Source organism: Rhodosalinus sp., from assembly GCF_041685465.1.
GTDB lineage: Bacteria > Pseudomonadota > Alphaproteobacteria > Rhodobacterales > Rhodobacteraceae > Rhodosalinus.
In genome coordinates this window covers 1-4,614 of sequence record NZ_JAWLFS010000232.1, presented here as the reverse complement: position 1 = coordinate 4,614, position 4,614 = coordinate 1, and the positions used below count along the sequence as shown (strand labels likewise).

The window sequence follows — 4,614 nt, the reverse complement described above, 5'->3', positions numbered from 1 at the left end:
GACGCGCCCGAGACCTGCGCGGCCTCTCCCATGGGCTTCCAGTGGTTCCCGATCCCCTGGATCGACGGCTCCTCGGAAGAGGCCGCGGAGCAGGGGATGCGCGCGGCGGTGGACGACCTGAACGCCTTCCTCGACGGGGTGATGGTCGACGAGGACGTGCTGCCCGAGCAGGTCGCGCTCGTCGGCTTCAGCCAGGGCACGATGATGGCGCTCCATGTCGCGCCCCGGCGCGAGGACGCGGTGGCGGGCGTCGTCGGCTTCTCGGGGCGGCTGCTGAACCCCGAGCTTCTCGCCGACGAGGTGCAGGTGCGTCCGCCGGTGCTTCTGGTGCACGGCGACCAGGACGACGTGGTGCCGCCGCAGTCGCTCCCCGAGGCGGCCGAAGCGCTGCAGGAGGCCGGCTGGAAAGAGGTCTACGCGCATGTGATGAAGGGCACCGCACACGGCATCGCCCCCGACGGGCTCAGCGTGGCGCTCGCCTTCCTGCGCGACCGGCTGGGCATGTAGGCGCCCCGCCCCGCGCGTCGGCAGGCCCTCCACCCCTGGCGCCGCGGTGCGGCATGGGGCGCGGGATCGCGCCGACGCTGGACCCATTTTCCCCGGGGCGTCTTCGCCGCTGCGCGGACCGGCGTTCAACCTCTGCGGCTCTCGCGCTGATGCGCTTCGTCGGCGTCGACGCTGCCGGCGAGGGCATTGTCGGGCCCTTGGCCAGCTGCCCCGCCGCGCCTGTCACGTGGCGCGCCTCAGGCGCGCAGGTCGTGCCCATTGTCGCGGGAGGCCGAGAGCACCGGGCGCCATGCAGGCGGGACCTGCGTCTTGGCGCGGGCGCGGATCGCGGGGCCCATAAGCTCGGCCGACGCCTTGAGTTCGGCGGCCTCTTCGGGGCTGAGGCCGTTGACATGGAGCGGCCCCTCGATCCTGGCGCAGGTCTCCGGCGGGTCTACCGCGAGCGGCAACAGCAGCACCGTGCCCTTCGGCGCCGCTGCGGCGATACGCCGTTCCATCTGCGCGGCCTTCTCCGCGTCCTGCAGCGGCCGGTAGGCGTAGATCACCTCGTAGTCCGCATAGCCGTCGAAGCTCAGCGCGTCGCCCTCGAAGATCCGGCAGCCGAGAAATGACGCCCGCTCCATCAGCCAGCGGGCCGCGGCCGCATGCGCCGGATCGTATTCGAGCCCGTCGGCCGCGTCGAAGATGCGCGCCGCGCTCAGCACCTTCATCCCGCCGCCGCAGCCCACGTCGAGAAACCGAACCGGCCGTGCATGGCCCAGCGCCAGGACCACCCGATGCGCCGCGTGAAGATGCTCCACGAAATCGCCATGCGCCATCGGGATGTCGTCGTGGCAGCCGTGCGCTTCCGCGACCTCGGACTGGGCCGCCCCCTTGAACATAACGTGCAGGACCGACATCAGGTCGTCCGTCGTCGCGCGCTCCGCGCGCCGGACCGGGTCCACCTCGGGGGCAGGGTAGAGCGGCCTGCGCTCCGGCGGCGCCTGCTTGGCAAGCATGGTCTGAACGCCCGGCCAGTGAGTCACCGTCCGGCGCAGCGAAGCCGCGGCGAAGACGACGTCATGCCAGCGGCGTGAAACCTCGATCTCTTCGGCCCGGTCGCTGGCCTGCGCCCGCTCCGCGGCCTGCGCGCGCTGGATCTCGACCAGCATGACGTTGGCCCTGTGCACCGTGAAGCTCATCTCGCGGCAGATGCTGCGGATCGTCTCGTGATCGGCCGGGTCACGCCGGGCCAGACGCTCGGCGAGTTCCGTGCCCGCACGGACGCAGCGTTCCTCGCAGGCGGCGATCATGCCGGCATAGTCGGCGGGTCCTCGTTGCGCCTCAAGCATCGTGGACGACGTCCTCCTGCGTCGGGCTGTTGCTCAAAAGCTAGCGGATCGCTTTCCCTTGCGGAATACATCTTCCATTCGAGCGCGGAAGTGTCACGATAGAGACGGGATCCGCGTACTCAGAAAAGCCGGGGGATGGGAGATGCGACTGCTTCATTGGCGTTCGGCGGCGCCTGCCGTCGCTCTGACCGCCGGGCTGGCGGTGGCGCTGCCCGGATCGGCCCGTGGCCAGGTCAGCGAAGATGACGGCCGCGACAAGCTCCTGACTCTCGTGGGGATCCCCTCGGCAACGGTGGCGCCGCACGGCTCGGCCTACCTGTCGCTGTCGGGTGCAGACCGCAGAAGCGCGACCAACGACGATCCGGACGGCGCGATGTCGCTCGGCATCGGCCTCGGCAACGCCGAGGAGTCGCTTGGCGTGCAGCTTTCGGCCACCGTGACCTCGATGACCGAAAGCTTCGGGGACTCGGGCTATTTTGCGGTCAAGGCCTCGCGCAGGCTTCACGCCAGCCCGCGGGCGCTGACATATCTCGGGCTTTCGGTGGACCGGATCGCCGAGTGGGGTGACGTCGACGAGGACGTGCGCGCCGATCTCACGCTCAGCACCTTCACGCGCGTGGGCGACGACAATCCGCTCATGGTCTCGCTCGGGGTCGGCACGAACCGCCGGGACGACGAAACCGAGGCAGGGCTGTTCGGCGGCGTCGGGATCGGGCTTACGCCGAATTTCGGGGCGAGTCTCGCCTGGACTGGCGAAACAGTGACCCTGGGCTCCTCCTTTCGCGTGGAGGGGCTCGACAACGTCTATTTCAGTGTCGCGCTCGAGGACGCCTTCGATCAGGAGGACCGGCAGCGTGTCAGCTTCACGGCGAGTTTCGTCAAGTTCGACTTGTTCGGGGGATAACAGTGTCTGCAGGATCGAAGCGTGCACCCGCCGTCCTTGCCGCCGTCGCCGGCGCGTCCCTCGCGGCCGGCGCCGCCGTCGCCGGCAAGGACCCGATCAATCAGAGCGCGGGACCGATATTCCTGCCGCCTTCCATCGTTGCGCCACCGTCGGCGAGCGTGAACGCAGCGCAGCAGGGCGACGTGGCAGCGGCCCAGGTGAACGCGACAGAGGTCAGCGCAGAAGCGACGTCCGCGATCGTGCAACAGCTGACGGGCGCCCGCGACTTCTGCGGGCGGATCGCGGATGCCGATTACATCGTGGACTGCCTCGCATCGGAGGTGGGGGCGCTGGCCGACCAGATGGCGGAGCGCGGCGATTACGCCGAGGCGCGGCAAGAACTCGAACAGGCCTCGCGCAGCCTCGCGCAGCTGGCGACCGCCAACCGCGACCCGGCCAAGTCGGCGGCGCGGGCGCGGCGGACGGGTACGCAACCGCGCACCTCTGCGCGCGAACTCACGCCGACGCGCCGCGCGGCACTGGGCAACCTGCTCGACGACGCGTCCGGCATCCTGGAGGAAGCCGAGACGACGCTCCTGCGGGCGTCTCAGCGCGGCGCGGAGCGCCGCGTCCACTTCGAACGGATCGCTGAGGCGGTCGGCTCCAACAAGGTGCTCCTGCGTTCCCTGTGAACGTCAGCCTGATCCGGTCGTTATGAAGAAATAGACCCACTCCCCGCGGAACTCGGGGTCTTCGGCGCGAGCGTCTTCGACGCGTGCGCGCATCTCTTCGAGGTATGGCATCGCCGGTTCGACGAGCGGCCGCGGCGCATCGAAGAGCGGCACCGAACTCGCGAAGGCGACCGCGATCTCCTGGCCGAAGGGCGGGGCAACCCGGATATCGAGGGCCGGGGCTCCGTCGGTCGCCGCCCCGACCTGCAGCTGTGCGCCCGGTGCGAGACGGCGCAGCGGAATCGTCTCATTGGGCTGAAGATGGATGACCCGGCCCGCGGCGTCGAAATAATCGACGTAGACATAGGCAGGGTAATCCGGTGCCTCGAGGTCGAGGACCAGGCGATCGCCCTCGACGAAAGAATATTCGCGGACATGGGCTTCGCGCCCCAGGATGCGTGGGTCGGTCGTCTGCTCGGTCGACTGCGGCAGCCCGACGCGCGCGACGGCGTCGAGAGAATCGCATTGCGGGCGTGGCAGGACCAGGAGCCGGTCGTCGATCGGGATCGACTCGCCCAGCCGTGCCTTCAGCGCCGCGCGCACCGGCCCGGCGGCAGCGGCATCCGGGACGTGACCGTGAAGGGCGAGCCTGCCCGTCTCGGGCTGAAAGATTGCCTGCAGCCGCGCGCAGCCCACCGCGTCGAGGACCGTGTCGAGACCGTCGCGGAGCCGCTCGCTCCGATCCCGGGCGAGACCCGGCTGCATCAAGGCCGTGATCGCTGCGAGCGAGACCGGGTCCACTGACTCGGCGCCGCCCGCACTCCAGGCCAGTTCTGCCGACATTCGCGCGGCGTCCGGCGTCTGCGGTGGTGCAACGGTGGCGCCGCTTGGCGCGCGTTGCGCGGTTTCTGAGACAGGCCCCCGCTCCGCGGCGGCCATTGCCGGCATCCCCGCCGGTCGAGCGGACTCCGCGGCCGGTGCAGCTTGCCCGGCCGGCATCGTGCGCGGCGGGTCTGGCGGCTGCAGACGCGTGGTGACCGGTGCGCGTGCGACGGCAGGCGCCGCCTGCGGGAGGCGCTGGCGCGGCGCCGTCGGGCGGGCCTCGGCCGCCGTCGCGACATCCCCCTGCGTCGGTACCTGCGCTACGGGCGCGGGCCGGGGAGGGGCGGTCGTCGCGGCGGGGGCCGTACGAGGGAGGGTGGGCGCCGCCGCTCCGTGTGGC

At 70.8% G+C, this 4,614-nt stretch carries 5 protein-coding genes; 3 read left to right on the top strand and 2 right to left on the bottom strand.

Features of this window, described 5'->3' with window-relative positions; all coding sequences use genetic code 11:
* Positions 1–507: alpha/beta hydrolase (locus tag ACESL7_RS13265; protein WP_372893785.1), on the top strand; the 507-nt coding region annotated here is incomplete at its 5' end.
* Positions 508–743: 236 nt separating this feature from the next.
* On the opposite strand, the gene ACESL7_RS13260 is transcribed toward ACESL7_RS13265, so the two are convergent.
* Entirely contained in the window at positions 744–1,838 is a 1,095-nt protein-coding gene (locus tag ACESL7_RS13260; RefSeq protein ID WP_372893784.1) for a class I SAM-dependent methyltransferase, read from the bottom strand.
* 142 nt (positions 1,839–1,980) lie between these two features.
* Between ACESL7_RS13260 and ACESL7_RS13255 the strand changes: the two genes are divergently transcribed.
* Together ACESL7_RS13255 and ACESL7_RS13250 are read left to right on the top strand one after the other, a co-directional pair.
* Positions 1,981–2,742 carry a hypothetical protein gene (locus ACESL7_RS13255; protein ID WP_372893783.1) on the top strand — a complete coding sequence of 254 codons (762 nt, stop codon included), beginning with the start codon at positions 1,981–1,983 and terminating at the stop codon, positions 2,740–2,742.
* 239 nt (positions 2,743–2,981) lie between these two features.
* Positions 2,982–3,413, top strand: coding sequence for a hypothetical protein (locus ACESL7_RS13250; RefSeq protein WP_372893782.1), 432 nt, complete (start codon positions 2,982–2,984; stop codon positions 3,411–3,413).
* Positions 3,414–3,416: 3 nt separating this feature from the next.
* Here ACESL7_RS13250 and ACESL7_RS13245 read toward each other — a convergent pair whose 3' ends face one another.
* Positions 3,417–4,331: a DUF4384 domain-containing protein gene (locus tag ACESL7_RS13245; protein WP_372893781.1), complete on the bottom strand. Its 915-nt coding sequence runs from the start codon at positions 4,329–4,331 to the stop codon at positions 3,417–3,419.
* Positions 4,332–4,614: the final 283 nt, after the last annotated feature.

Coding starts and splice junctions, on each gene's coding strand:
- ACESL7_RS13255 (WP_372893783.1), top strand. CDS start 1,981: ATGCGACTGCTTCATTGGCGTTCGGCGGCGCCTGCCGTCGCTCTGACC.
- ACESL7_RS13260 (WP_372893784.1), bottom strand. CDS start 1,838: ATGCTTGAGGCGCAACGAGGACCCGCCGACTATGCCGGCATGATCGCC.
- ACESL7_RS13245 (WP_372893781.1), bottom strand. CDS start 4,331: ATGGCCGCCGCGGAGCGGGGGCCTGTCTCAGAAACCGCGCAACGCGCG.